The following is a 25,017-nucleotide window of genomic DNA, read 5'->3' as shown; positions in this document are numbered from 1 at the left end:
ATTGTGTGAATTAGAAATTGATGTCACTCAAAATCGGAAAACGGAAACTGGATTTAGGATCCAAACCGTATTCATCCAAATGAAAAGAAGGCGGAAGCCTTTCTCTTTTCCATTGGCTTGCTGAGAATAATTTTAAAAATTTCTTTTTACCTTCTTCTGCTTCTTTCTGGTCGGACCATTCCTGGGATTCTAAAAGATTGTCCGGGGATTTTCCTAAAAACACAAAATTCCTTTCTAATTTTTGAAGAAGTGAATAAGGCATCAGATCCTTCTCATCTTCTTGTTTTTCAGAAAGTGGTTTTAATTCGGCAGTAGGTTTAGAATTCAGAATACCTTCTAATGCATTTATCTTAGGAAGGATTAAATCTTTTCCTTCATAAACATTTTTAAGCCAAGAAAGTAAAAATTCCTTACTAACTCCAGTGAGCGGAGCAACAGAACCGGAAGAGTCACCATCCATCGTAGTATATCCCACACTTGCCTCACTTCTATTTCCTGTAGAAAGTAGAAGATGTCCATTCAGATTGGCAAGTAACCAAATCAATGGGGACCTAACTCTTGCTTGGATATTTTGGAGTGCAAGATTATGTTCTTTCCAGTTAGGAATGAGTCCTTTTACGGAGGAAATTTTTTCCAACATGGATTTTACTTCCGAATCCACGGTGATCTCCGCATGAGTAAAACCTAATTCTTCCGAAAGTTGTTTTGCGGAATTTTTGGTTTGTTCCGAATTGTTTTCTGTTCCTTGGAAAAGTGTGAATAGTAGATTTTTAGGATCTAATCCTAAGGATTCTATATATTTAGGCCCGAGTTCTTTTCCAGAGAAAAGAATTCCTGCTTTTACCAGAAGTGCACAGGCAGCGCTATCTGCTCCGCCCGAAAGCGATAATGTATAACCTTTCGTTTTGGATTTGATTAAATAATCAAATAAACCAAGAGAAGTTGCTCTCGTAAAATCCTGGAATAGATCCGATTTGGAAACTTGGACTCCATTATTAAAATCCTTTTGGGATTTAAGAGGATGGATCTCTATTCTTTGTAGACCTTTTCCTCTAGACCTGAATTCTCGCGTACCTGAAGATCTGAAATTTCTTGCACGATTGGATCTAAGCTGCGTGGAATCCAAATCCAAATGAGTACTTTCAAAATCCGTAAAGTGAAGTTTGGGGCCTTCTTGTTTTACGTTCCCGTCCACGATTCCCATACAGCCGCCTTCGAAAATCAAACGACCTGATTCGTTCCCATCCAAATTCGCATAAAGAATTGCAGTGGAAGAGTTGCGGGAAGACTCGGAGAACATTTTTTTACGGATCTCTTGTTTTCCCAAAGCAAAATGAGAAGCTCCTGGAGAAAGGATTAGATCCGCTCCTGCTTCTACCAAATATTGTCCCGGTCTTGTTTGGACCCAGGAATCCTCGCAGATCTCTATTCCGAAATTAAAATCAGGGCTTTCAAAAAGTAGGGAACCGAATGGCACTTCTGATCCGTCGGGAGTGATTGCGTAATTTCTGGACTCTTCTCCCTTTGTGAACCATCTGTTTTCGTAATGTACGCCTGTTTGGGCCAGGTTCTGTTTTGGGACGAGGCCTAAAATTTGTCCATTTTGCAAAACTGCAGATACATTGAATAAATAGGGACTTTGAAAAAATGGAAGTCCAATAATTACCGTTTTACCGGAAGTCGCTTTTGCAATCTCTAATAAGCTTTTCCAAGATTGTTCCCAAACCCAAGGAAAATAAAAAGTGTCCTCACAACCATAACCGGAAATACAGAGTTCCGGGAAAAGGATCAGGGAAGAATTTCCATTGGCCTCAATTGCGGCTAGGATCTTTTCTCGATTTCCTTTAAAATCTAAGGCGGTCGTTTTTAAACTTACTGCTGTGCAACGATAGAAGGACATTTCCTTCCTAGGATCCTCTATTAGTAGTTATAGAAAAGGATTTTTTAATTCCAGATAGATCCTTTCAGCTGCTCCTCTGCCGGTTTCCACAAATTGGCGATTGGAAAAACGAATGGCCTCTTTTCTTTCGGAGCTTAATTGTAGTATTTCTAAAACTTCTTCTTTGGTGTGGATAATGAATAGACCGCCTCTATGATTTAATTCCATTGCTTCCGGTGCATGTGTGATCCTTGGACCGCTCAAAAGTGGGAGTCCAAAATACGCGGGCTCCAGAACATTATGCACTCTATTATGTAGCGCTCCACCTACATATGCAAAGTCCGCGGCTCTATACGCATGGGCCAAGATCCCAAGCACATCGAATAAAATCACTCTGGAAGAAATGGAATCAAACTCTGAGCGAGAATATAAAGTATAGTCTGAAGTAAATGATCTGATCTCCGATTCTAACCTAATGATTCTTGACGGATCTGTTTTATGAGGAAAGATCCAGAATGCAGTATTTTTCAGAGAAGGTTCCTGCAGAAGTGGAAGTAATAATTTTTCGCAAGGCTCGTACGTAGAAGCGAGTAAAAATACCTGAGAGAAAGAATAGTTTTTTGGCTTTCTAAATTCTCTTTGGCTTGTTTCAATTTTTTGGATTACAGAATCGAATCTGGAATCTCCTAGAGTTTTGATAAATTTTTTCTCTCCGAGTAATTCTTTAAATTTCTCTTCTCCGGAAGGATGAGAAGTTAGAATTTTATCGAATAAAAAAAATGCTGCCTTATAAAATTTCTTTTTTATAAATCCTTTAGGGGGAGTGATAACTGCGGAAGCAAGGACGGTTTGGACCCTTCTTCTTTTGGCTGCTATAAGTAAATTAGGCCAACGATCCCAGGCCATACATACCAAAACTTCTGGTGAAAATTTATCTAAAATAAAATCATAACTCCAAGGAAAATCCAAAGGAAGACGAAATTTTAGATCTGCCGGAAAAGCCTCTAAACTAGAATCTCTAACTGAATCTGAGAATACACTTTGGAGAATAAAAGTTTCCGGCTCCTTCTTCTTATACACTAGGGCTAGAGCCTTACATTGGTCCAATTCGCCTACTGATGCTGCATGTAACCAGACTACTTTTTGTGCCTTGGGTGCAAAAGGGTAGGAGAGTATTCTTCGCTTATCTTCTTTTCGGTTCCTAAGAAAATTTTTTGCACCCGGAATGAGCAGTGAGAAAACGAAAATCCAGGGCCAAAGAAGGATCGTCAAAATCCGATACGTTATTAGCATAGTGGTATGAGATCTCCTCTTTTTGTATTCGACCTTATGGATACCCTGATCCAGGACCCATTCCATTTGGCCTTAAAAGAACTTTTGCCCAGAGAACATTGGGAAGATTTTAAGAACGGTCGGGAAAAGCAAGCCTTCTTGGATTTCGAAATGGGAAGAATTGAGGAAGAGGATTTTTTCCAGAGATTTTATTTAGACTCTTATAAGGACAAAGGTCTGCCTCATCCCAAGGATTTAAAAGAGAAGATGTTTTCCAAGATCAATCCGATTTCCGAAACTTTGGAGATCGTAAAAAGTCTGAAGGAAAAAGGATTTTCCGCGGTCTTAGCTAGCAATTATTCGATTTGGTACAAAGAGGTTATGAAATTCCCGGAGATAGGAGAAATCCTACATTCTCTAGACGCGTTATATTTCTCCTGCGAAATGGGTGTGAGAAAACCTGCCCAAGAATATTATCAATGGATAGAGACTGATTTTCCTGGAAAAGATTATGTATTTATCGATGATAATCCAACCAACGTGGAAGTCGCAGGGTATATGAACTGGAATGCTTTTAAGTTTAATCCCAAAAAACCGGAGGAGTTAAAGAATTTCCTTACAGAGCAGTACCCCAATTGTCTTTGACGTCCGCTCCTGGATAAGATTCTTCTCTGCTATCGATTAGTATCCCGAGACGATCCATATAAAAATAAAATTCACCCTTGGGCTGGAAAGGATTCGGTTTGATCCGAATCGAGACGAGCTCCAATGGAAAACGGAGAGATTGGTTGAGCCTGATATTTTTGGCCGGGACCGCAATTTGGGCCTCTATTCTTTTCCAGCCGTCGAATTTTAGATCTCCTAATTCCAAAACGATCTCTTTGGATTTTTTCTGATGGAAAACCAATTCCAGAACAACATTATGATTATTGGAGTAAGCCCAAAAAAACACACGCGTTGGAATTCCGATCGGAAGACGAATAGGTTCCTTAGGTCGGATCTCTAAATGTTCATGTTTTGGATTTTCGAAGAATGTTTGTACCATCATGGACCTGTATTCTTCTTTGGGGGAGGCCTTGTATAATTCCCTTTCTTTCAAGAATGCAGGAGAGTCCGGGACCTGAGATACATAGTCTATCCTGTTTAAGAAGGAGACCCCTCTATAAACTTCCCAAGGTCTTTCTCCCTCGAATGAATCTACCAGAAAAAGATTGTAATGCTTCCAATCGACTAGTACTTTTTCTAATTGAAGTACTCTGCTTGCCTCGTCTTGGTCTCTTTTGACCGGAGGTGCCCAGATCGGTTTAGGAAGGATCCATAAACTTAGGCAAAAACAGAATAGAAGGTTCCGGATCACTCTAGATCTTTCGGTAGATTTTGTGGATCTCCTAATAAGAAGCAGCGTTTTTTGGCCAATTCTAGGGTTTTCCAAGCCGATAATTCAATAAGGTATTTTATGAACCGGGATATTCTCAAAATCCTACTGAGCGGACTTCTTATTCTGCTACTTGGATCTCTTGCATTTTATTTATACGTGGAAAGAGATCGGATCGCCGCTTGGTACAAGGACAAAAATGTCCAGGTAGAGGAGAAGTCACAACCAGAGAGGACCATTCTCACACCGGAAGAAGTACCTGACGGAAAAGATCTATCTTCTCCCAGCCAAAACTTTGACTCCGATTTTTCCAAACCAAAGGACACAGTGACCGAACCTTCTTCCCAACCCTTACCTAAAGACTATGAGGTTCCTGGTTTAGGAAAGGAGAAGAAGGACTCACTCTCCACAAAAACTTCCGAGAAACAGGAAACAAAAGTTTCTGACACTTCTGAACTTCCTAAAAGAGAAGAAATGGATCGTCCTAGAACAAAACAAAGAGACGAAAGTTTAGTAGAATACGACGACGGTCCTAAACCGAAAAAAGAAAAACATCATTATAGAAAGTACAAGAAAAGAAGAACGGCTCATTCTTCCATAAATGCTAAGATTAGCTCTTTGGAAAAGAGAGTCGGACGTTTAGAAAAAAAACTAGGAATGAAAAACGGATCACCTAAGAAGAAGAGCAAAATATCTTTACGCAAACGTGTGGAAATCCTGGAACAAGAAGTTTCCGGTCTGAAAAAAAAGTCCAAGGCCGAATAGGTGTGGGTGTCTCTGAGAACTATAGATCTATAGTACAAGAATTGGAGTCCCTGAAACAATTAGGAACTCCCACGCTCATTGCAGTTTCCAAATTCCAACCTAAAGAAAAAGTCCAAGAAGCAATCTCCGGGGGAGTCATCCATTTCGGAGAAAATAGAGTCCAAGAAGGGATAGAAAAATTTTCCGGCTTGGGAAAACCTGAAAAAGATTTTATACTACATCATATAGGCCCCGTACAATCTTCTCATATTAGAAAGTATACCGGTTTATACTCATTCGTGCATGGAGTAGGTTCCGAAAAGATCCTACAAGAATTGAAAAGAAGAATGGATGTGGACCGCTGGAAGATACGTTACTTCCTACAAGTCAATCTAACAGAAGAAGATTCGAAATCAGGATTTTCGAAAGAAGAAGTTTTGAAACTTCTTCAGAAAAAAGAAACTCTCAGTTCCGAGTTCTGTATGTTAGAAGGTTTTATGACAATGGGCCCAAGCTCTGGAGATCCGAAAGAAACTCACAAAGTGTTTCAAGAGATCGCGGAGATCCGAAAAGAATTTTTTCCCCAAGGAAAACTATCCATGGGGATGTCAGGTGATTACAGGATTGCATTGGAAGAAGGAAGCGATTATCTTAGGGTTGGGACCGCAATATTCGGAGAAAGAACATGAAATATAATAAAATCGGTATTATAGGCTGCGGGAATATGGGAGGAGCGATCTACCGTTCTCTCCAATCTAGAAAAATAGATGTGATCGGTTTTGATCCTTATCTTGATCCAAAAAAAGCAGAAGGAATGGTTTTGGAATCCGATTGGTCCCAATTTCAGAAGAAAGCGGACCTTATTATTGTAGCGGTAAAACCTGCGGAGGTGTCTAAAACTCTTAGATCCTTGGAATCTCCTAAGGCAATTCTATCCGTAGCTGCAGGAATAGACACAAAGATACTTTCTTCTTCTGCTCCAAGTGGCTCCAAGGTGGTTCGTATTATGCCGAATCTTCCCATAATGGTAGGAAAGGGCGCATTGGGCTATTACGGAGATAAGGAATTGTATGAAAGTCTAAAAGAAATTTTCTCACCTATCTCTTATTGTTTGGAACTTTCTAAAGAAGAACTATTAGATGCAGTGACAGGACTCTCAGGTTCAGGGCCTGCCTACGTACTTAGGTTTATCCAAAGTTTGGCAGAAGGTGGAGTTGCCTCGGGTTTGACATACTCTCAAGCTTTGGAGCTTTCCATACAAACTGTGATAGGTGGTGCTGAATTACTTGCAAAAGAATTGGAAAAGAATCCAGATACTCATCCGGAAGTTTTGAAAAACAAAGTAACTTCTCCAGGCGGAACAACCATCGCAGGTTTAGAAGAGTTAGAGAAGAATAAGTTCCCATTTGCTATTATCTCTGCAGTGAAAAGAGCGACTGAACGTTCTAAAGAGTTAGGAAACTAAATAGAAAGGATTAGCAAATAAGAGATTTGTTTCTTTTTTATAAGGAAAGAGTAGAAAAGGTAGAAATTAAACGTCTCTTTGTCTACTTTTGGGGATAATGATTTGATGTAAAACGCTCTAGCGCGGACAGGATTCGAACCTGTGACCTTTGGGTTATGAGCCCAACGAGCTACCGGCTGCTCCACCGCGCGGCGTCTAAAACCATGTTTCCTTGACCCAGGCTGAAAGTCAATTGAAAAACAAAAAGAGTTTGATTTCCCCGAGGAAAGCTTTTTGATGCTACTACCTCTTGCGGATCGACTTCACGGAAAATGTTCAAAGTCCGTAGGCGAAGAAACGGATTAGCGAAATAGATTATCTTTTCAATTTTGTATTGGGAGATTCCACAGTTGATCGGAAAAGACAATGACCCATTGATGATCGAATATTATGAGAAGAAGATCTATGATCAGAAACAACTTCTCGAGATCAGTAAGGCTCTTAATTCCACACTGGATTATAAGTATCTAATCGATGCTATTTTAAATATTTGTTTAGCTCAACTTCAAACATTGAGCGCGGCTATCTTTTTAGCTCCAGAAGCTGACTCTAATTATTTCGAATTGGAACCTAGTTTCAAAGGATTCGATCTTGCGGAAGATGATGCAGGGTTCCGAATCAAAACAGATGCACCTTTAGTTACTTTTTTAGAGACCAAACTTAAGGCTATGACTCCCGATCAAGTCGAAGAGTCCATGGGCTTAAGCCCTGAGCTGGAATTTTTAAGAAGAATCGGCGGAGACCTCATCATTCCTTTGAATGCAAAGGGAAAAGTGAACGGACTTCTTCTATTAGGTGAAAAGATCACCATGGGAGAATGGATGGAAGAGGATAGAGACTTTCTCACGACTCTTTCTACTCTTGCAGGGATTGCAGTTGAGAACTCTAGACTGTATGAGCTTGCTACCGTTGACATGATGACCGGTCTGAAAGTACATCACTATTTCCAAACTAAATTGAAAGAAGAGATGGAACGTTGCCGTAAAAAAAGAACAAATCTTGCTCTTCTATTCACCGACGTGGACAATTTCAAAAAGTTCAATGATACTCATGGACACCAGGCAGGTGACCAAGTATTGATCGAAGTTGCTGCAAGGCTGATCCAATGTGCAGGCAAACATGATATCGCTGCCAGATATGGTGGAGAGGAATTTTGTTTAGTCATGCCTGGAGCGGACTTAAAGCGAGGTTTTGAAATGGGAGAACGTTTGAGAAAGGCGGTAGAAGCTGCTTCTATCCCGAATCCGAATGGGGGCCCTGATTTCCAAGTCACTCTTTCTATAGGAGTTTCCGAGTTTTGGGCGAGTGATCGAAACAATAAGGACCTGATAGAAAGGGCAGATAAGGCTCTTTATGAGGCGAAACACTCCGGCAAAAACAGGACCGTTTCCTTCCAAATTCCGGTCCAGAACTAGTTTTTTCCAGATTTCATGGGGATTTCGGGCTTATCGAATTCTAAAATTCGGCCGAAACCTCTATCATGGAAAAACAACTTGAGCTGGACCATTATTATATCAGCCAGATCGAAGAGGCGGAGCTCGGAAAACGTATCCGTAATCGCGCTTTAGGAAGAGAAGAGTTCGATTTTTCTCCTTATTCCTGCTTTATCGAGTATAAGGCAAAGGATGTCCAGACTGGAATAGAGTATAGGGACTGTGTGATAGATTATACACGTTGTCCAAACTCTCGCTGCATCAAAAAACTGCTGTAATTCTAAAGCGAACTTGGACGCAGTTCGCTTTTCAAAACTTCCTCATCATAAAAAAGAATCGATTTTTTCTCTCAATTTGAAATCCTAATCGGGTTTTCGATTCATTCCGATGTTTTTTCTTCCAAATCGTACATTCAAAAAAAGAACTATTCTTTCCAGGATTATCCTTGGGGCATTTTTCTTTTATATAACAGGATGTACTACTTTCGATTTTCGGAATTTATTCTCAGGTTATATCCGTTACGAAAAAGATGCAGGTGGAATCTGGATCCGACTCCCTCTCAAAGAAGTGGATCATCTTCCTGTCATTTATCTTTCCTTAGATAAGGATAGAGAACCTCTTAGATTCCTGATTGATACTGGAGCATTTGTTTCTTTCCTTTCGGAAGACCATGTTCCTGAAAATTCTCCCAAAAGAGTTTTGAGTGCGAGTTTCCCGGGAGGTTCTGTTCAGTCAGTAAGAAGAACGATCAAAAATGATCTATTCATCGGCGGGATTCGTCCTTTCGAGTCAGTGGAATTTTATTCTCATGTGTTTCCTAAAGAACTTAGAGTAGATGGGATTTTAGGAATGAATGCTTTCTTAGGTTCGGTCGTGGTTTTGGATTTGCCGGATCGTATTTCTCTTTGGAGATCTTCTACCTCTAGTCCTGCTCCCGGATTTTTAGAAGAAAATTTATTTCCCATGTTTTTGAAGTCTGGTCAACCGTCTGCAGTTCTTCTTCGTCCACCCGGAACTCGAAAAGAATCTTGGATCTTAGACACCGGAGCCGAATATAGCGTTCTAGACTGGGACACAATCAAATCGGATCATTCCACAGAATACGTAGAAGGTAAAGAAGCCACAGTATTCAATTTTGGTGGGGGCCGATTAAAGGCGAAGATCAGAACACTTCGGCCTTTTTGTCCTGTTTTTGTGAAAAACGATTCTGAGGGTATAGGTTTCTGTACCCCTGAATTGGAGGTCTTTCCTGGTGGAATTCCTCCGGATGCTTTGCATTCGGACCATCGAAGAGGAATTGTAGGGATCCTGGGGCGGAATTGGATGGAAAACTATCGAATTCTTTTGGACACAAAAAGGAGTCTTATTGGTATAGTAGGAAAGGAATTGGATCCAGGAAATGAGTAAGGGTAAGATCATAGTAGCGATGAGTGGAGGGGTGGACAGTGCGGTCACTGCAGGCCTACTCATGGAAGAAGGTTACGAAGTGATCGGTGTCAACCTGCGCACCTGGGAATACGAGGCACCTGCCTGTGATACCACTAAAAAATCCTGTTGTTCTCCAGAAGATATAAGGGATGCGAGAGACGTGGGTCTCTCTTTAAATATCCCTTTTTACGTGATCAAGATGGAGAAACTTTTCCAAGAGAAGGTCATAGACAGGTTCGTAAACGATTACAAGGAAGGAAAGACCCCGAATCCTTGTGTGGAATGTAATACTTTTGTGAAGTTTGGTGCCTTATTCGAAAAGGCACAAGCATTAGGAATTGATAAAATAGCCACCGGACATTATGCGAATGTTGTAGAGATAGACGGAAGATATGCTATTTCCAATGCGCAAGACATGAATAAGAACCAGGCATATTATCTATACGGACTGTCTCAAGAGAATCTGAAAAATACTGTTTTTCCTTTGGGCGGAATGACTAAACCTGAAGTTCGAGAGATCGCAAGAAGAATGGGACTTCCTGTCGCAGAAAAAGCGGAGTCCCAAGAAATCTGTTTTATTCCTGAAAACGATTATAGAAAGTTTTTAGCTAAGAAGAATATAGACTTCACTCCTGGAGTATTCAAATTACAGGACGGACAGGTAATCGGAGAACATTCCGGAAAAGAAAACTTCACCATAGGACAAAGAAAAGGTTTAGGTATCGCTTGGAAGGCTCCTCTATATGTGATCTCTATCCAAGACGACGGAACGGTTGTATTGGCAGAAGAGAGACAAACCTTCGTAGAATCTTTTATCGTAGAAGATCTAAATCTGCAAGCTTGGGCTCCCGTCTTGAAAGCGGAAAGTTCAGAATGTAGGGTGCAAGTAAGATATCGTTCCCGTCCTATCAAAGCTAAAGTAGTACGTAACGAAAATTTTATACAAGTATTTCCTTTGGAAGAAGTAAAGGGTGTAGCTCCAGGACAATCTGCAGTCTTCTATCCAAATGGTTCTGATTATTTACTCGCAGGTGGGATTATCCGAAAAGGAAGTGTGGCCACCTACGAAAAATCAGATCTAAGTATTTTAGAAAATTCGGAACTAGGAGTCAGCGTTCTTCCGTGAGTAAAAAAATCGCAGGTAAGACGATCCTAATTATTGGCGGAGGACTTCTACAGGTCCCCATCATCCAAACAGCAAAAACAATGCTTCTCAGGACTGTGGTTGCAGATATGAATCCGGAGGCACCTGGTCTGAAAATTTGTGATCTTCCTTTGATCATGTCCACAAAGGACATAGAAGGAATGGTGAGAGAGGCCAAAAAATTATCCGCTACTACTAAGATAGACGGTGTCATCACAGCGGGAACGGATGCGAGTATGACAGTGGCCGCAGTGGCCAATGCCTTGGATCTTCCGGGGATCCGTTTTGTGGATGCAGAAGCCGCTTCCAATAAAGTAAAAATGAGAGAACGCCTGAAAAAAGCAGGTGTTCCTATTCCCGGTTTTGCACCCGTGTGGAGTATCCAAGATACTCGTGACGCGTTGGAATTCCTAAAATTCCCGTTGGTAATGAAACCTGCGGACAATATGGGTGCCCGGGGAGTTGTAAAAGTAAATAATAGAGAAGAACTCCAAGCCGCGTTCAAACATGCAAAAAAATATTCTCCAACCGGCGAGATGATCTTAGAAGAATATATGCCAGGTCCCGAAGTTTCCGTGGATGCACTTGCTTGGGACGGCAAATTTATGATTACAGGTCTTGCGGACCGTATCATAGAAAGAGAACCTTATTTTATAGAGATGGGCCATAATATGCCTTCCGCTCTTTCTCCCGAGATCCAAAAAGAAATAGAGGATGTGATGTTCCGAGGAATGCAGGCACTCGGGATCCGAAGAGGTGCGGGTAAAGGAGATATCAAAGTTACTCCTACAGGTGTAAAAGTAGGGGAGATTGCGGCACGTCTTTCCGGCGGATTCATGTCCGCTTTAACTTTTCCATTATCCAGCGGTATCAATTTGAATCGAGCCGCCATCTTGATCGCACTCGGAGAAGAGCCTGATAATTTAGAGCCATTATTTCACAGAGTATCTATAGAAAGAGCATTACTTGCGCCCAAAGGGAAACTTCTTTCAATCGATGGATTGGAAGAGGCCAAAAAAATAGAAGGTGTGACCGATATTTTTCTTTTGCATAAAGTGGGAGATATAATCCCAGAGCCCACGAATAATATCGAAAAAACGGGACATGTGATCATCTCCGCGGAGAACTTAAGCCAAGCCGAGAGTATTTTTTCCAAAGTATTAAAGACGATTCAATTTAGTTCCGACGAATTGTATTCCATTTCCGAAAAAGAAATTGCGGCTAACGCAAGGATCCGTTTCGGAAAAGAGATCTGTTGGGTTTGCAAGGTTTGTGACGGAACGGACTGCGCGTCGGGAGTTCCTGGAATGGGTGGAGTAGGAAGAATGCTCAGCTTCCAGGACAATACCAAAGCATTGGAAGAATATTCCATTCTACCCAGATATATCCGAGAAAATGTGCAAGCGAGTACTGAAAGCCAATTTTTAGGTCAGAAATTATCGACTTCTTTCATGTGTGCCCCTATGACAGGTGCGATCACAAATATGAGCGGAGCTATGGATGAGTATACTCTCGCTGCAGTTTTGTTGGAAGGATGTTTGGCTTCCGGCAGCTTAGCATGGTTAGGTGATGGCGCAAGTCCTGAAAAATATCTGATCATTCTGGAAGCTCTCAAAAAAGTAAATGGAAAAGGTGTGCTCATCTGCAAACCAAGAGAGGACGAGGGGCTTATCAAAGAAAGATTCCAAGAAGCGGAGGCACAGGGAGTTCTCGCACTCGGAATGGATATAGACGCGGTGAATTTCAAAACATTGGTCCAGAAAAAAATCCCTTCGATCACAAGAGGAGTGGATGCTCTTTCTAAAATACGTTCTTATACAAAACTTCCTTTTATCTTAAAAGGTGTGATGAGTCCTGAAGATGCGATCCTCGCGAAAGAAGCGGGAGCGGATGCGATCGTTGTCTCCAATCATGGAGGTAGGGTACTAGATGATATGCCTGGGACTGCGAGAGTTCTTCCTAAGATCAGAGAGGCCCTAGGTCCCGATTTCCCGATTTCCGTAGACGGAGGCGTAAGGAGTGGTGCAGACGTTTTCAAAATGCACGCATTAGGAGCGAACAACGTTTTGATCGGAAGACCGATGGCGATTTCGGCAGTGGGAGGTGGAGTCGCAGGAGTCCGGTTTTTAGTAAGCCAATACACGGAAGGTTTGGCACAGGCAATGAATACTGTCGGAGTTTCCAAAATTTCCGAGATTAGGAAAGAATTTATTTTCAGAAAAAAAGAGGAAACTGCCTCTTAATTTCAACCTTAGATTTTTCTTTTTGCCAGACTTTTGATACAATTCCACAAAAGGTCTCCCGGGCATCCCCACAACGTATTAGTAGAATATAATGCAAAAAGAATGATCCGGAAAATTCCTTGGAATCAGTAATTTCCTTTCCCTAAACGAGGGAGCCGTTAAACTCGGATTCCTTGCCAAAGGATACGGGATTCCTTTAGGAGGAAAGTTTGGATAGGACAGTCAAAGAAACAGAGGCTCTGACTAAAATCCTCCAAACATTGTTTGCGAGACTACCTGTTTCTGTGGAAATCAAGGGCAGGTCTTATCCCGCAAAAATTGTAGGGATCAAAGACGGTCTCTATCTTTTGACTTCTTTACCAGGAAAACCCGATGGAGAGAAGACTCGGATCTTATTTCTCACTCATAATAATCATTTTTTCCACGGAGTTTTTACGGTTGTTCAAAGAAATGCGGGCAATGGTTTGGAATTACTTAGGATCCAGGCAGTAAAGGTCAGTGAGGCAAAACGTGCCCAAGGCAGGGTGGAATTGGAAGGAGGCGGTGGAGAACCGATCATTCTCACCAATCTCATCAACCAACTTCACTTGAGACGTTCATTAGGTTTTGTTGATAAAATTGTAGAAACTATCCTTCAGAAACATTCCAAAAAAATGAAAGAGACCTATCCGGATTCTCTGATCTATTTTTCGGATCGAATGGATAACCGTCTTAGGATCATGTACAACTTTGAACAATCCATCTTCGTTACCAATCGTTTGGAAAGAAGTTCGGGCGGAGCAGGACAAAATTTCGTTCCTATCGAAGAATATCTAAAACTTCTAGCATTGAATAAATTGGAATCTAGATTTATTTCCGAAATTTCGGTTTTGATAAGATATAAAAATTATACACCTCTAGGGTATGTTCAGGTTCTTTCCGACAGACCTTTGGATACTGAAGATTATAATAAGATCACATTATTCGCTGCCGCAATCTCTAGAGATGTGATCTCTTCCGGATTCTTCCAAGAGTCCAAAGAAAGATGTATCGCCGAAGATATAAGTAGAAGCGGACTCGGATTTTTCCATCCTCAGTCCATCTTCTTTTCCAGAAGTTTTGCGGTTGGAGAAATTTTACTCTTCGATCTACAAATGAACCAGGAACTGAAGGGAACTTACAGAGCCGTTATCCGAAACATTACGAACACGGACAAAATGTTCCGTATTGGTTTACAATTTTTCAACTTGAATTCTAAAGAAGAAGAGATGTTGAACCAATTCGTGGATTCCAGATTAGGGCCGGGAGAAGGTTCTCAAGCTCCAGAATCTAACGTTCCGGATCCAGGGCCTCCTGCAGAAGAAGAATCTGCTCCTGAAATGGAAACAGTTTCGGAAGAAGTACCTGATATGGGTTTCGAAGGAGAAGAAGAGTCTGTCTAATTCTCCTACACAGGAAGCTCTCAGGACAAAGATTGGAAAAGAAGAAGCCGGTTCCAGACTGGATGTGTTTCTTGCCTCCAGATTTACTTACCAATCCAGATCCAATTGGAGAAAAATATTAGAAGAAGGTAAAATACTTGTACATGGAAAGCCTGCTAAACCTTCTTACTCCATTAAGGAAGGAGACGAGATACTTTATCTTCCTGGAGAAAGTTTCGAACCTCCTGTCCAAAGGGATTTCAAAATTTTATTCCAAGACTCTCGATACATCGCGGTAGAAAAATCGGGGGACATCCCGATTCATAGCGCCGGCAGATACAGAAAAAATAATCTCACGGATCTTTTGGAAGAAGATCCTCGTTTCGAAAAAATTTATACAATCCACAGACTGGATCGAGAAACATCCGGAGTGGTGGTTTTTGGAAAGGATTCCGAAGCTGCTTCTAAATTATCCGATCTATTCTCGAAGAGAAAAGTAAACAAAACGTATATCTCTTATGTTTGGGGAAATTTTCCAACTCGTCTTAAGGCAAAAGGATTTTTGATTTCGGATCCTTCTTCTTTGATTCGTAAAAAAAGAAGGTTCGTTCCGGAGGATTTTTTTCGGAAATTAGAAACTCCGGAAGAAGATCTGGAAACCTCTGAAACTACCTTTCGAAAAATCGGAGAAGGTACGCTCCATGGAGTCACCTTTTCTAAAGTATATTGTTTTCCCAAAACGGGAAGATTACACCAAATTCGAGCTACATTATATTCTTTAGGATTTCCCTTGCTCGGAGATAAAATTTACGGAAGAGATGAGAACACATTTATAGAATTTATAGAAGGTAAAAATCCTGATTTACTATCAAAACTTGGAATGAATCGACAGGCCTTACATTCCAGTTCTCTAAAGTTCATTCATCCATTTACAGGAATAAAAACCAAGATCAGATCCGGTTTGCCTAAGGATTTTCCGGAATGAGCGAAAAACCAGGATTTTGGATTTCCTTATTTCCTCTCGGATTTTTGATCCTTTCTTTGAGTATCGCAGGATATTTATTTGGGGGCGGAATAGCAGAAGGACCGGCCCAAATTTTATTATTCAGTGCGGGTGCAATCTCTGCAGGAATTTCCAGACTGAGAGGAATTTCTTGGGAAAAAATAGAAAATACAGTTCTGGATTCTCTTCGAAATGTTCTACAACCAATTCTTATCTTACTTTTGATCGGTGCTTTGATCGGGATTTGGATTCGTTCCGGGATTGTTCCTGCACTTATAGTCTGGGGACTGGAATTATTAAAACCTGAGATCTTTTTACCTTCTGCATTGATCTTATCTTCCGTGGTTTCTTTGGCCACTGGAAGTTCCTGGTCTACCGCCGGAACTATTGGAGTTGCATTGATCGGAGTGGGAGCGGGACTCGGGAAACCTTTGGGAATGGTAGCGGGAGCAGTTGTCTCAGGAGCTTATTTCGGAGATAAACTTTCTCCATTTTCGGAAACTACGAATCTTGCATCCTCCATCACTGGAGTTTCTCTTCTATCACATATCCGTAATATGGCAAGAACCACTTTACCTGCATTCGGGATCTGTCTTTTGGCATTCGGATTTTTAGGTTGGGGTGGAAGCCAAGGAGATACCGAGACTGCAACAGGCCCTGTGATCTCCGCTTTGAAGGCGGAATTCCATATTTCTTGGGTTTTACTTTTTCCTCCTCTGCTTACATTTTTTCTAATTTATTTTAGGGTTTCTGCAATTCCTTCCATCTTCATCGGGATTTTGAGTGGAGGGGTTTGTTTTGTTCTAACCCAGTCCAATATATATGCAAATTCTTTAAACTTCCAAGACGCGGCTTCCTCTGCTTTTAAAAATTTGGTTTCTGCCGCCTCCGAGGGCACTAAGGTCAAGACTGGGCACGCTGTTGTGGATGGTTTATTGTCCAGGGGCGGAATGTCTTCTATGCTTTCCACTGTTTGGCTCATAATCTCAGCTATGTTTTACGCAGGGATTATGGAGGGAGGTGGAATGACCCAAGTTTTAGCCGAGAAGGTTTTAAATTGGGCCAAGGCAAGAGGTTCCTTGTTTGCCGCTACCGTCTTTACTTGTGTTGGGACCAATTTATTTTGCGCGGACCAATATCTCGCAATCGTAGTTCCTGGAAAAATGTTTAAGGAAGCCTATTCTAGAAAAGGTTTGGATCCTAGAAATCTTTCCCGGTGTTTAGAAGATTCCGGAACAATGACCTCTGCCTTGGTTCCTTGGAATTCTTGCGGTTCCTTTATGGCGACTGCACTAGGAGTTCCTACACTTGTATATCTTCCCTATGCATTTTTAAATTTGCTTTCTCCTTTGTTTTCCCTATTCACCGGATGGACAGGTTGGGGACTGGCGGGAAAAGATCCGGAATCTAAAAAAGAGTTTTCCTAATATCTTTATAGCTTTTAAGAAGGACCAGCTTTCTATAACATTTGCTCGATTATAAATCTCAGAAAAATGCTTGTGTCGTCACAGCGATATGCGAAAATACTTAAAAAGTGAGCAAAAGCTCACATTTTAAAAAAGGCATATTTCGGGTGAAATTCCCGGATACTTCGAATATGAGGAGAGGAATTCCGATGCCTAAATTCCATTTAAAAGAAAGATACGTTCCCATTCTAGGGCTATTGGTCCTGGGAATTTTGATGGGAGCCTTCACTTCTTCTTGCAGTAGCAAAGAAGGAGAAACAACAGAAGGTTTTGCCCATGTGGTTATGGTGGATAATGCATTTTCTCCCCCTATGCAAAAGATTCCGGTCGGTGGCCAGATAGAATTTATCAATTCAGGGGCAAACCCTCACAATGCGATTGCTGTGGATAAGTCTTGGTCTACCGAAAAGAGTTTTGGTAATATTGTGATGCCTAGGGGCGCCAAGATAAAGATCAGCTATCCGAAGGAAGGAGTTTTTCCTTACTATTGTAGCTTCCATGCTTCTCCTGATGGAAAAAGCGGAATGGTTGCGGATATTGTGGTAGGAAATGTGGCTTATAATCCTGCTGCAAGGGCAGGTAAGGATTGGAAGGTTGCGGAAAAATTTTCCGGAACCACCCGTAAGGTCCCACAAATGTATCCTACTATCCAAAACGCAGTGGATGCGGCATCTCCTGGGGATCTTATCCTGATCGACGAAGGTGTATATTACGAAGAAGTGGTGGTCACTACTCCTTCTCTTACCTTAAGAGGAACGGATCGAAATAAAGTAATCTTAGATGGTCAATTCCAAAGAGCGAACGGTGTGATCGTAGTAGGAGCGAATGGAGTAGCGGTAGAAAACATGACCGCGAGAAACTCCACCTTAAACGGATTCTTTTGGACCGGTGTAAAAGGATATAGAGGATCTTATCTTACCGCTTATAATAACGGGGACTATGGCATTTATGCTTTCGATTCCGTGAATGGTGTATTAGAACATTCTTATGCTTCCGGATCACCCGACGCAGGGATTTATGTGGGTCAATGTTATCCTTGTAAAGCGATCCTTTATGATGTAATTTCAGAAAACAGCGCATTAGGTTATTCCGGAACGAACGCAGGAGGAGAATTATACATCCTCAGTTCTATCTGGAGAAATAATATCGTAGGCTTGGGACCAAATTCCTTGGATAGGGAACTTCTTCCTCCGGAAAGAGAAACTTATATTATTGGGAATTTAATCTATGATAATAATAACCTGACTGCTCCAATCAAACCTCTGGAATATCCTACTTACGGAACAGGGATCTTGATCGCAGGCGGTTTACATAATGTGATCAAAAATAACGTAGTGATCGGACATGATAACCACGGGATTGCGATCTTCCCGAATCTGGATGAGAATTTTTGGTTCTCTCATAGGAATATTGTGGAAGGAAATATCGTTCATTCTTCCGGTTTTGGAGACTTGACTCTTGCAGGACCGATCAGTATTGGAAACTGTTTCTCAAATAATAAATTCCAGACTTCTGTTCCTCCTTTATTAGAAAAAACGAATTCTTGCGGCTCCGGAATCAGATTCCCTATGGGCGGAGAAATTTTTACGGCGTATAATGCACTTTCTTTGATGGTGGATGCAACCCACGGGATTTATCCGAGTGGAGATTGGAAGAATCAACCGGTTCCTCCTCCTCAAACGAATTTGCCGGGCGGAGTTTCTGCACAGGTAAAACCTGCGATCCATCCTTTCGAAGACTTCGATTTAGATCTGGATAAGGTAAAACTTCCAGAAGAAGCGGCTAAAATTCTCGCCGAAAGGAAACCGAAATTCGGGGACGTTCTGGGTGGATTCTCGGTGCCTAAACCTTTGGATATCCAAATCGTGATCTTCCGTTGGTTCGGATATTTGCTACCACTTCTTCTTTATGTATGTTTGGTCAGCTTGAGCGTTTATGACTTGGTTTCCAAATCGGATATAAGCCCGGGCAAATACGTATGGTTGGCATTCGTTTCCTTGGTGCCGTACATCGGAGGAGGAGCTTATCTTCTTTCCGGCAAATCTTCTTATCCTAAATATTTGAGATTTACTCTTGTGTTTGCGGGATTTGGAGCTTCCCTTGCCTTCATTTTCTACCTTGGATTTACCATTGTAGGGAACGTCGGAGCGGGTTGATACTTAGGAAATTTAATACATTAGAATTTTAGAATATAATAAGGAGTTATTTATGGAAACTGCTCAATTTTACGATCCAGGATTTTTTACCTTACTTTTTAACTTTTACGGATACTATATTTTCTACATTTTATTCGCTCTCTGGGCTCCATTGGCCCTGATCGATCTGTCTAAAAGGGACGATGTGGATCCGAAAAAAGGAAGTTTGTGGACTGCTGCGATCATTCTTGTTCCGTTATTCGGGGCAGGAGCGTATCATATAGTCGGCGGTTCTAAGATTCCATCTTGGGCAAAGAACAGTCTTGTATATGGTGGAATCGGCCTTTTGGTTTTAACACTTCTGATCTCCACAATCGCAAGATTCTAAAGAACGGAAAATACCTATGAATCGGAAGGAATTCCTTCGCTGGTTAGGAATAGGTGGTGCCGGACTCGCTGCGGGTACCGGGATCGCCGGAATTACCTCGGGTAAAAAAGAAGATCCACTTTGTAGGACAGGATCTTCTGTCCCGGGCCTGGCATCTTCTTCGCCGAATCCTTCTATCCGACTGCCTGGATCTATAGGTGGGAATTCCTACGGAAGTATGATCCATCCTCCGATGTTCGCGGACGCGGGGTTTTTATCTAGGATGGAATTGAATGCTACAATTCCTCAGGCTCCTTCCGGCTCCAAGTTTCGTTCAGAGATCAATATTATAGAAATGCCACTGACTGTGGCTCATAATACTGTAGTGGACGCTTGGACTTTTGATGGTGTTGTTCCTGGAAAAGTGATCCGCGCAAGACTTGGTCAGGAAATGGAATTACTTTTTAGGAATCACTCCAATCATCCTCATTCGGTTCATTTTCATGGGACTCATGATCCTCAGCAGGACGGTTGGGAACCGATTGCTCCTGGTGCAGAAAGAATTTATAAGATCACTGCAGGCCCGATCGGTTTTCATCCATACCATTGTCATGTTCCTCCTTTAGCGAGCCATATGTCTAAAGGTTTGTACGGAGGATTTATAGTGGATCCTCCCGGTGGAAGACCTCCGGCTTTGGAGTTCATGTTAATACTTGCTGGTTGGGATTTGAGCGAATCCGGCAGAAATGATATCTATGCTTGGAACGGTATTGCCGGGTATTATGATCGTTTTCCGATCAAGGTCCCTGTGGGAAAAAAAGTAAGATTGTATATCGCGAATATGACTGAACATGATCCAGTCGCTTCTTTCCATCTTCATTCTCAAACATTCGACGTATATAGGACTGGAACGAAACTTGTGCCTGATGAACATACCGATGTGATCACTCTGGGCCAAACGGAAAGAGCAATCGTAGAATTTACACTTACTAAAAGAGGAAGATACATGTTCCATCCTCACCAGACGCATATGGCGGATAGGGGAGCCATGGGCTGGATCGTGGCAGTATGAATTTTCTAAAAACGAATTATAAAAATATAATTTATTCTCTTTTGATCCTAGGAGTCGGCTTCGGTGTAGGATATTATATGAAGAAAAAACCTTCTTCTAAATTTGCATCCGAAGCTCCTGTAGCGGAATGGAAAACCGCAATTCTAAAAGATACGGAAGGAAAGTCTGTTAGACCGTCCGAATTATCGGGGAATTTGTTCGTAGTCTATTTCGGATTTTCTCATTGTCCTGATATGTGTCCTATGGCTTTGAATGATATAGAAAATGCATTTACTTCTTTGAAAGAAGATACTGAAAATATCACTCCAGTGTTTATCACAATCGATCCGGAAAGAGACACCCCGGAAGTATTACGAAAATATATTTCTCGTTTTCCCGGGAAGGAACTTGTGGCTTTAACCGGTGGGAAGGATCAAATAGGAGAATTGCAGAAAGGTTTCGGAGTATTCTCCCAAAAAAATCAAATTCCTCAAGGAAATGGGGAATATGGAATGGATCATACTCTATTTATATACCTTGTGGATAGAACTGGAAATATCCTAAGAGCTTATCCGACTGGGATCAAGGGAGAAGAATTAGCAAAAGAGATCAGAGAACTTTTGTGACCGACTGAATTTTTCTCTGACTCTGTGCGAAATGTTTACTCTTTATCATAAAAAGCGAATACAACTGCGAGGATAACTAGGAAGAAACTGACTGCGTGATTCCATTTCATCTTTTCCTTTAAAACCAAAATTGCAAACCCCACAAAAATGGTGATCGTGATCACTTCTTGTAGGATCTTAAGTTGGAAACCGCTTAGGCCGTCTTCGGCATATCCGATACGATTTGCAGGAACCATGAGGCAATATTCTAAAAACGCGATCCCCCAGGAGATTAAGATAGTTTTCCAAATCGGAAAATCTTTAAAAAATTTCAAATGACCGTACCAAGCAAAGGTCATGAATAAATTGGAAAGCGTGAGTAAAACAAAAGTCCTCATAAAGTCCAGGAAAACCTAAGGGAAGCATAGAGGCAAAAAAAAACCGGGCTAAAACGCCCGGTCGACAAGTAAGGATTTGCTGAAAAACAATTATTGAGTTTTCACCTCTATCTTTTTACTCAGAGGTTTTTTTCTGGGCAGTTTTAACTGAAGAACCCCGTTTTGGAGAACTGCTGAAATTTTATCCTCTTCCACAGGCTCGGATAGAAGAAAGGTCCTTTTATAGTCTCCAGTTCCGTACTCCGAATATCTTAAGTTTCCTTTCGGTTCGGAAGCGCTGGTTTTTGCGGAGATCCGAAGTTCATCTTTCTCTAAAGAAATTTCTAAGTCCGATTCTTTCACGCCCGGTAGATCCAGAACGAGAAGATGTTCTTCTTCATTCGAATATAGATCGGTAGATGGAGTGTAGGTCGGCCTTACTCTCTCGACCTTTTCTTGCTCAGTTGCCGCTTTTTCTTCTGTTTTTAGTAATTCTGAAATGCTCATTTTTTTCTCCTTATGCCTTTGCTTCGATACGAATCTTTCTTGGCTTTTCGCTCTCTAAGATTGGAAGCACTAGAGTTAAAACTCCGTCTTTTACGGATGCTTCTACCTTCTCGGAGTCTACGGCTACTGGTAGCTCCAATCGTCTTTGGAATTTGCCCCTAGCTCTTTCGATCCTACGAGGTTTGTTTTGTGTGTATTCTTTCCATTCGCCTGAGATGGTAAGAAGGTTATGAGCGACGGTAATATCCAGATCTTCGGGAGAAAGGCCAGGGACCTCGGCTGTCACTGTGATCTTGTCTTGGTCTGTATACACATTTAGCGTAGGGTATACCTGTCCGCCTTCCCAGACTGGATCGAACAAATTATGGAATCTATTTTGAATTCTTCTGACTTCGCTAAAAAAATTTGGGTATCTCATTATCGCCTCCTGGGCTTAATTAGCACTTACATATATAGAGTGCTAATATTGCAAAAAGTTTCAATTATTTTTTGAAAAATTTAGCACTTTTTATTTGAGAGTGCTAAATGGAGGGAAGGCTCGTTTAACCAGATGATCCTGCTAATTCTGGCCCAAAACAGGGTTTGGAGAGGAAAAAAGAAGATATTCCTTTTCCGGTTCAAAAGGAAGATTAGCCGAAATTTTAGACTTCTTAAGAATTTCTTTCCGTCCAGAAAGGAGAAAATTTGAACCCGGAATCCAACCTGAAAAAGAATAGAGTGCTTCTGATCCGCTGCAAAGACGAGGCTGGACTGATCCATAGGATCACAGGATTTTTAGCAAATATCGGTGCCAATATAGTTGGGAACCAAGAGTTCGTGGAGCCATTAGGGAAAGTTTTCTTTATGAGAACTGAATACTCTTTAGAGAATAGTTCAAAAGAAGAAGGTCTTATCTCCGAACTTGCAAAAATCCTTCCAAAGGATGCAAAGCTTACTCTATCCAATCCAAGATTTCCTAAGGTAGTTTTACTTGCTACGAAAGAGCCTCATTGTTTAGGAGATATTCTTCTTCGATGGAGATATGGAGAATTGCCCATGGAACTCCAAGGTGTAGTTTCCAATCACGAAATTTTGGGGGATTTGGTCCGAGACTTTAAACTTCCTTTTCATTGTATCTCGAGCGAAGGGATGAGCAGAGAAGAACATGAAAAACAATTGAATTCTTATTTGAGGGAACTCCAACCGGATTGGATCGTACTTGCAAAATACATGAGAATACTGACTCCTGAATTCGTAAAAAAATGGGAGCATCGTATATTAAATATCCATCATTCGTTTTTACCTGCGTTTGTTGGAGCAAAACCATATGAGCAAGCGTATAAACGTGGAGTGAAGATTATAGGCGGGACTGCCCATATCGTGACCGAAAATCTGGATGAAGGACCGATCCTGGTTCAGGACGTTTGTCACGTGGATCACGGTTATTCTCCCGAACGATTGGTTCTATACGGAAGAGATCTGGAGAAGGTAGTCTTGTCCAAGGCTCTTCGCTTGCTTTTAGAAGATAGAGTGATGATATTCCAAAATAGAACCATCATTTTTGAATAACGGATGCGATTATAATATTAGGTTTTTAAAATATACATGAAATTGAAATACGTCGGTTTTATTTTTTCTATCCTTCTTGCCTGTGTTCCTATTGTATTTTCCCTTTACGGTTATGTTCCTCCTTCCGTTGGTGGAATGTTTTTTATTTTTCTGATCGCGGCAGGACTATGGATCTTTGAAATTATTCCGGGACATGCTACTTCCATTCTGATCATATTCTCAGAGATTATCCTTTTTTCTAATCCGGGTAAATGGGAATTTTTAAAACAATATGCAGGCTCTGGAAAACCAAGCGCTCCTGGAGTATTTTTGGCATCACTTGCAGATTCTGCAGTGATCTTGTTTTTGGGAAGTTTTGCTTTAGCTAAGTCTTGTGTGAAAGTTGGAGTGGATCGTTGGCTTGCAAATCGAGTGTTACCTTATTTCGGAACTTCTCCCAAATACGTCTTACTGGGGCTTATGTGTATCACTGCTACCATCTCTCTTTGGATGAGTAATACCGCCACAGCATCTTTGATGATCGCGTTAGTGTTTCCTTTACTTACCGTCTTAGATAAGAACGAAAAATTTAGAAAAGCGGTTTTAATCGGAATTCCTTTTGCTGCAAATTTAGGCGGGATCGGAACTCCAATCGGTTCTCCTCCAAATGTGATCGCATTTGCAAATTTGAAAAACCAAGGATACGGGGAATTTATTTCTTTCGGAAGCTGGATGTTAGTTGCAGTTCCTCTTTTGATTATTCTACTTTTTGCTGCATGGCTTTGGTTACTTCGTACTTTTCCCGCAAGCGAGGGTTTGAGACTTTCTCTTCGTTATGAAATAATTACGGAGAAGGGTTCTGAGAAAAAATTGAGATTCGTTTTGTTTGGATTTTTGGCAACGGTCATTCTCTGGTTGACCGAATCTTTTCATGGGATACCGGCTGGTGTAGTGGCTCTAGTTCCGCTTCTTCTTTTTACGGCATTTGGAATATTAGAATCTAATGATTTACGTTCGTTGGAATGGGATGTTTTGATTTTAGTTGCAGGTGGAATTGCGCTTGGAACGGGGATCGAAAAAAGTGGAGCCGGAGCTTGGTTTGGAGAATTGGTCGGCAAACAGGCAGGCCCAGGGGAAAGTCTTTGGGTGCTTGGGATCTTCTTCTCGATCGGACTTTTTCTTTCTACATTCTTATCCAATACTGCTACTGCGAATCTTCTTGTTCCTTTGGCACTTCCTGTTGCTACCTTATTACTTCCGGGAAATGAATCTTACGCGATCCAGTTAGTTTTGGGATCTGCGTTAGGCGCTTCTTTGGCAATGTCTTTGCCTGTTTCTACTCCTCCTAACGCGGTGGCGTATGCTGTAGGAGGTTTTGAGATCAAAGATATGGCTAAAGTGGGTGTGAAGATCGGGATTTTAGGACTTGTTTTGGTTCTTTTAGGGTTTTTGATCTTCCAGTGATCGGATCCTAAAATCGCCTTTTGTCGTTGGATTTACGTCTTGTCTTTTGAATATAATCGATCCGGCAAACGGGATCGACAGTTTGTTTATTTC

Annotated in this window: 24 protein-coding genes and 1 tRNA gene; 18 read left to right on the top strand and 7 right to left on the bottom strand. The window is 41.4% G+C overall.

Translation table 11 applies throughout. The annotated features are described in order from the left end of the window. Positions 1 to 10: 10 nt before the first annotated feature. Both nadE and CH365_RS11680 read right to left on the bottom strand, forming a co-directional pair. On the bottom strand, positions 11 to 1,900 hold the full coding sequence (nadE, locus tag CH365_RS11685; RefSeq protein WP_100768756.1) for an NAD(+) synthase: 1,890 nt from the start codon (positions 1,898 to 1,900) through the stop codon (positions 11 to 13). Positions 1,901 to 1,927: 27 nt separating this feature from the next. Next, positions 1,928 to 3,172, bottom strand: a complete 1,245-nt coding sequence (locus CH365_RS11680) for a 3-deoxy-D-manno-octulosonic acid transferase (protein WP_100768755.1) — start codon at positions 3,170 to 3,172, stop codon at positions 1,928 to 1,930. Positions 3,173 to 3,178: 6 nt separating this feature from the next. Between CH365_RS11680 and CH365_RS11675 the strand changes: the two genes are divergently transcribed. Beyond that, positions 3,179 to 3,796 carry an HAD family hydrolase gene (locus CH365_RS11675; protein ID WP_100768754.1) on the top strand — a complete coding sequence of 206 codons (618 nt, stop codon included), beginning with the start codon at positions 3,179 to 3,181 and terminating at the stop codon, positions 3,794 to 3,796. On the opposite strand, the gene CH365_RS11670 is transcribed toward CH365_RS11675, so the two are convergent. Continuing rightward, a complete protein-coding gene (locus CH365_RS11670) occupies positions 3,768 to 4,508 on the bottom strand; it encodes a flagellar filament outer layer protein FlaA (protein WP_100768753.1) in 741 nt (246 codons plus the stop codon). The two genes, CH365_RS11675 and CH365_RS11670, sit on opposite strands and share 29 nt — an antisense overlap. A gap of 99 nt (positions 4,509 to 4,607) precedes the next feature. On the opposite strand from CH365_RS11670, the gene CH365_RS11665 reads away from it, so the two are divergent. Genes CH365_RS11665 through proC form a run of 3 tightly spaced genes read left to right on the top strand, consistent with a single transcriptional unit; the run spans position 4,608 to position 6,735 of the window. Next, a complete protein-coding gene (locus CH365_RS11665; protein ID WP_244283155.1) occupies positions 4,608 to 5,291 on the top strand; it encodes a hypothetical protein in 684 nt (227 codons plus the stop codon). Between the two features lie 2 nt (positions 5,292 to 5,293). After that, on the top strand, positions 5,294 to 5,959 hold the full coding sequence (locus CH365_RS11660) for a YggS family pyridoxal phosphate-dependent enzyme (protein ID WP_100768751.1): 666 nt from the start codon (positions 5,294 to 5,296) through the stop codon (positions 5,957 to 5,959). Beyond that, complete coding sequence (gene proC, locus CH365_RS11655; protein ID WP_100768750.1) at positions 5,956 to 6,735, top strand: pyrroline-5-carboxylate reductase; 780 nt, start codon at positions 5,956 to 5,958, stop codon at positions 6,733 to 6,735. Before CH365_RS11660 ends, proC begins: the two co-directional genes overlap by 4 nt. Before the next feature lie 118 nt (positions 6,736 to 6,853). Here proC and CH365_RS11650 read toward each other — a convergent pair. Then, positions 6,854 to 6,926 (bottom strand) — tRNA-Met (locus CH365_RS11650). Between the two features lie 198 nt (positions 6,927 to 7,124). Here CH365_RS11650 and CH365_RS11645 point away from each other — a divergent pair. From CH365_RS11645 to CH365_RS11590, 12 genes are all read left to right on the top strand, one after another. Then, complete coding sequence (locus tag CH365_RS11645; protein ID WP_100768982.1) at positions 7,125 to 8,189, top strand: sensor domain-containing diguanylate cyclase; 1,065 nt, start codon at positions 7,125 to 7,127, stop codon at positions 8,187 to 8,189. Positions 8,190 to 8,254: 65 nt separating this feature from the next. Further along, a complete protein-coding gene (locus tag CH365_RS11640; RefSeq protein WP_100707036.1) occupies positions 8,255 to 8,485 on the top strand; it encodes a hypothetical protein in 231 nt (76 codons plus the stop codon). A 109-nt stretch (positions 8,486 to 8,594) separates the two neighbouring features. Continuing rightward, positions 8,595 to 9,614 (top strand): retropepsin-like aspartic protease, encoded by a 1,020-nt coding sequence (locus CH365_RS11635; RefSeq protein WP_100768749.1) that lies wholly within the window; start codon positions 8,595 to 8,597, stop codon positions 9,612 to 9,614. Beyond that, positions 9,607 to 10,761, top strand: coding sequence for a tRNA 2-thiouridine(34) synthase MnmA (gene mnmA, locus CH365_RS11630; protein WP_100768748.1), 1,155 nt, complete (start codon positions 9,607 to 9,609; stop codon positions 10,759 to 10,761). Before CH365_RS11635 ends, mnmA begins: the two co-directional genes overlap by 8 nt. Beyond that, complete coding sequence (locus CH365_RS11625; protein ID WP_100768747.1) at positions 10,758 to 13,022, top strand: alpha-hydroxy-acid oxidizing protein; 2,265 nt, start codon at positions 10,758 to 10,760, stop codon at positions 13,020 to 13,022. The genes mnmA and CH365_RS11625 overlap by 4 nt, the downstream gene beginning before the upstream one ends. A gap of 209 nt (positions 13,023 to 13,231) precedes the next feature. After that, entirely contained in the window at positions 13,232 to 14,443 is a 1,212-nt protein-coding gene (locus CH365_RS11620) for a PilZ domain-containing protein (RefSeq protein ID WP_100768746.1), read from the top strand. 64 nt (positions 14,444 to 14,507) lie between these two features. Continuing rightward, positions 14,508 to 15,407: a pseudouridine synthase gene (locus CH365_RS11615; RefSeq protein ID WP_100768745.1), complete on the top strand. Its 900-nt coding sequence runs from the start codon at positions 14,508 to 14,510 to the stop codon at positions 15,405 to 15,407. Then, a complete protein-coding gene (nhaC, locus tag CH365_RS11610) occupies positions 15,404 to 16,852 on the top strand; it encodes a Na+/H+ antiporter NhaC (protein ID WP_100768744.1) in 1,449 nt (482 codons plus the stop codon). The genes CH365_RS11615 and nhaC overlap by 4 nt, the downstream gene beginning before the upstream one ends. A 188-nt stretch (positions 16,853 to 17,040) precedes the next feature. Beyond that, positions 17,041 to 19,047: a right-handed parallel beta-helix repeat-containing protein gene (locus tag CH365_RS11605; RefSeq protein WP_100768981.1), complete on the top strand. Its 2,007-nt coding sequence runs from the start codon at positions 17,041 to 17,043 to the stop codon at positions 19,045 to 19,047. A gap of 52 nt (positions 19,048 to 19,099) precedes the next feature. After that, positions 19,100 to 19,414 carry a PLDc N-terminal domain-containing protein gene (locus tag CH365_RS11600; RefSeq protein WP_100768743.1) on the top strand — a complete coding sequence of 105 codons (315 nt, stop codon included), beginning with the start codon at positions 19,100 to 19,102 and terminating at the stop codon, positions 19,412 to 19,414. Positions 19,415 to 19,430: 16 nt separating this feature from the next. Then, positions 19,431 to 20,465, top strand: a complete 1,035-nt coding sequence (locus CH365_RS11595) for a multicopper oxidase domain-containing protein (protein ID WP_100768742.1) — start codon at positions 19,431 to 19,433, stop codon at positions 20,463 to 20,465. Further along, entirely contained in the window at positions 20,462 to 21,070 is a 609-nt protein-coding gene (locus CH365_RS11590) for an SCO family protein (protein WP_100768741.1), read from the top strand. Before CH365_RS11595 ends, CH365_RS11590 begins: the two co-directional genes overlap by 4 nt. A 35-nt stretch (positions 21,071 to 21,105) precedes the next feature. Here the strand turns inward: CH365_RS11590 and CH365_RS11585 are convergent, their stop codons facing one another. The 3 genes from CH365_RS11585 to CH365_RS11575 all read right to left on the bottom strand — a co-directional run bounded on the left by CH365_RS11585 (position 21,106) and on the right by CH365_RS11575 (position 22,351). Then, positions 21,106 to 21,447, bottom strand: a complete 342-nt coding sequence (locus CH365_RS11585; RefSeq protein WP_100768740.1) for a DMT family protein — start codon at positions 21,445 to 21,447, stop codon at positions 21,106 to 21,108. A gap of 90 nt (positions 21,448 to 21,537) precedes the next feature. Then, positions 21,538 to 21,933 (bottom strand): Hsp20/alpha crystallin family protein, encoded by a 396-nt coding sequence (locus CH365_RS11580; protein WP_100768739.1) that lies wholly within the window; start codon positions 21,931 to 21,933, stop codon positions 21,538 to 21,540. 10 nt (positions 21,934 to 21,943) lie between these two features. Beyond that, entirely contained in the window at positions 21,944 to 22,351 is a 408-nt protein-coding gene (locus CH365_RS11575) for an Hsp20/alpha crystallin family protein (protein ID WP_100768738.1), read from the bottom strand. A gap of 266 nt (positions 22,352 to 22,617) precedes the next feature. On the opposite strand from CH365_RS11575, the gene purU reads away from it, so the two are divergent. Both purU and CH365_RS11565 read left to right on the top strand, forming a co-directional pair. After that, entirely contained in the window at positions 22,618 to 23,481 is an 864-nt protein-coding gene (purU, locus tag CH365_RS11570) for a formyltetrahydrofolate deformylase (protein ID WP_100768737.1), read from the top strand. Between the two features lie 36 nt (positions 23,482 to 23,517). Next, on the top strand, positions 23,518 to 24,924 hold the full coding sequence (locus tag CH365_RS11565) for an SLC13 family permease (protein ID WP_100768736.1): 1,407 nt from the start codon (positions 23,518 to 23,520) through the stop codon (positions 24,922 to 24,924). Positions 24,925 to 25,017 lie beyond the last annotated feature (93 nt).

The sequence above is a fragment of the Leptospira neocaledonica genome, from assembly GCF_002812205.1.
Taxonomy (GTDB): Bacteria; Spirochaetota; Leptospiria; order Leptospirales; family Leptospiraceae; genus Leptospira_B; species Leptospira_B neocaledonica.
This window is presented reverse-complemented; position numbering and strand designations above follow the sequence as displayed.

What these genes read in the sequence shown, in the direction of transcription:
- CH365_RS11600 (WP_100768743.1), top strand. Translation starts at nt 19,100, where the DNA reads ATGGAAACTGCTCAATTTTACGATCCAGGATTTTTTACCTTACTTTTT.
- CH365_RS11580 (WP_100768739.1), bottom strand. Translation starts at nt 21,933, where the DNA reads ATGAGCATTTCAGAATTACTAAAAACAGAAGAAAAAGCGGCAACTGAG.
- nadE (WP_100768756.1), bottom strand. Translation starts at nt 1,900, where the DNA reads ATGTCCTTCTATCGTTGCACAGCAGTAAGTTTAAAAACGACCGCCTTA.
- CH365_RS11640 (WP_100707036.1), top strand. Translation starts at nt 8,255, where the DNA reads ATGGAAAAACAACTTGAGCTGGACCATTATTATATCAGCCAGATCGAA.
- CH365_RS11595 (WP_100768742.1), top strand. Translation starts at nt 19,431, where the DNA reads ATGAATCGGAAGGAATTCCTTCGCTGGTTAGGAATAGGTGGTGCCGGA.
- CH365_RS11575 (WP_100768738.1), bottom strand. Translation starts at nt 22,351, where the DNA reads ATGAGATACCCAAATTTTTTTAGCGAAGTCAGAAGAATTCAAAATAGA.
- mnmA (WP_100768748.1), top strand. Translation starts at nt 9,607, where the DNA reads ATGAGTAAGGGTAAGATCATAGTAGCGATGAGTGGAGGGGTGGACAGT.
- nhaC (WP_100768744.1), top strand. Translation starts at nt 15,404, where the DNA reads ATGAGCGAAAAACCAGGATTTTGGATTTCCTTATTTCCTCTCGGATTT.
- CH365_RS11590 (WP_100768741.1), top strand. Translation starts at nt 20,462, where the DNA reads ATGAATTTTCTAAAAACGAATTATAAAAATATAATTTATTCTCTTTTG.
- CH365_RS11680 (WP_100768755.1), bottom strand. Translation starts at nt 3,172, where the DNA reads ATGCTAATAACGTATCGGATTTTGACGATCCTTCTTTGGCCCTGGATT.
- proC (WP_100768750.1), top strand. Translation starts at nt 5,956, where the DNA reads ATGAAATATAATAAAATCGGTATTATAGGCTGCGGGAATATGGGAGGA.
- CH365_RS11565 (WP_100768736.1), top strand. Translation starts at nt 23,518, where the DNA reads ATGAAATTGAAATACGTCGGTTTTATTTTTTCTATCCTTCTTGCCTGT.
- CH365_RS11635 (WP_100768749.1), top strand. Translation starts at nt 8,595, where the DNA reads ATGTTTTTTCTTCCAAATCGTACATTCAAAAAAAGAACTATTCTTTCC.
- CH365_RS11665 (WP_244283155.1), top strand. Translation starts at nt 4,608, where the DNA reads ATGAACCGGGATATTCTCAAAATCCTACTGAGCGGACTTCTTATTCTG.
- CH365_RS11585 (WP_100768740.1), bottom strand. Translation starts at nt 21,447, where the DNA reads ATGAGGACTTTTGTTTTACTCACGCTTTCCAATTTATTCATGACCTTT.
- CH365_RS11605 (WP_100768981.1), top strand. Translation starts at nt 17,041, where the DNA reads ATGCCTAAATTCCATTTAAAAGAAAGATACGTTCCCATTCTAGGGCTA.
- CH365_RS11675 (WP_100768754.1), top strand. Translation starts at nt 3,179, where the DNA reads ATGAGATCTCCTCTTTTTGTATTCGACCTTATGGATACCCTGATCCAG.